The 1,184-nt window shown below is 44.3% G+C and carries 2 pseudogenes; both read right to left on the bottom strand.

The features are described 5' to 3' along the window. A pseudogene (locus FD23_RS07020) lies at nt 1-720 on the bottom strand (RNA-guided endonuclease TnpB family protein); the annotation flags it as partial. Nucleotides 721-760: 40 nt separating this feature from the next. After that, nucleotides 761-1,184: pseudogene (locus tag FD23_RS07015) on the bottom strand (IS607 family transposase); the annotation flags it as partial.

The raw sequence follows: 1,184 nt of genomic DNA, 5'->3' as shown, positions 1-1,184 counted from the left end.
CTTCTTTGAATCATTGCTGTAACGCTTGCTAGAGATCAGCTTATGAACTTCAAGGCGCTGCTTGATGCGGTCAAGCACCACGGTGATATCGCCGGTGCGTGGATAATTCCACGGGCTGGTCATCTCTACAGAAAACTGCTTCCTAGGCACATCGGAACTGAATGAAAAAGTATTTCCTTCAAATGCCCAATTCAAGTCACACTTCATGCTAGAGCTAAGCTTGCCCGACTTGCGTGCCCGGTAGTGGTAGCGATACGTAATTCGGCGTAGATAGCTATATGCCTGCTTGATTTGTTTGTGTTTCAGCTTAGTTTCAATCTCGGCAAGAGCTTCGGCGTATTCTTCCAGCAGATCAATTGGCTTGTGAAGAAGAACGGCTTGCCATGCGCTCTTAAATTTCAAAATAAAGAACAGAAGGTGGCGCTGATCTGCAGAAAAATTTTCATTTCCTTGAATCAGCTTCTTCAAACGGTTAGCCAGATTCGACCACATGCTTTTTATGTTGGCACATGCTTCACGGAGAGCGCCTACCCAGTGCTTGGTCTGAAAGTTATAGACTGTTTCTAGCTTGCCTTTCGAACCTTTAACCGGCTTGTCCCATTTACGAACTTGGTTACGCAGAGCCTGCCAGTTATTAACCGCTAGCATCGAATTGATGCCGCAATAGCGGTTCAAAAAGAAATGCCGGCACCTGCCGTATCTTTCAAAGAAGTCAGACATTCTGGCAAATTCTTCATCGCTTAACTTTTTGGAGTAGACTCTAATCGTCTTGGGCTGAGTCTTTGTCACTGTCTGCTTGACTGAAGAGTTTCTTGCTTTCTTGGATGACTCTTGCATTCTGATGCGACCTCTTTCCATACAGCTTAGCTGAGAAAACAGTGATTATAGATAAAACATCTTCTACAAGTTCTGAATTTGGATCAACGTTATCTGTCTGATTGATGACAACTAGCTCTACATCGTTTGCCTGGCAGATTGTCTCAATCATTTCAAAGCCAAAACGGACAAGCCGGTCTTGATAATTTACCACGACTCGCTCGCACTGCTTCTTGCAGATCATGTTGATCAGCTATGTCAGGCCCTTTTTCTTATAGTTGAGACCAGATCCAACGTCTTGAATGATCTTAAACTGATAGCCATTGACTTCGCAATATCTGGACACTACGTCCTTCTGCCTTTGGAGA

It is taken from the genome of Lactobacillus delbrueckii subsp. delbrueckii DSM 20074 = JCM 1012 (assembly GCF_001433875.1).
Classification (GTDB): domain Bacteria; phylum Bacillota; class Bacilli; order Lactobacillales; family Lactobacillaceae; genus Lactobacillus; species Lactobacillus delbrueckii.
The sequence above is the reverse complement of the archived record's forward strand: the minus strand, read 5'-3'. Positions and strand labels throughout refer to the sequence as shown.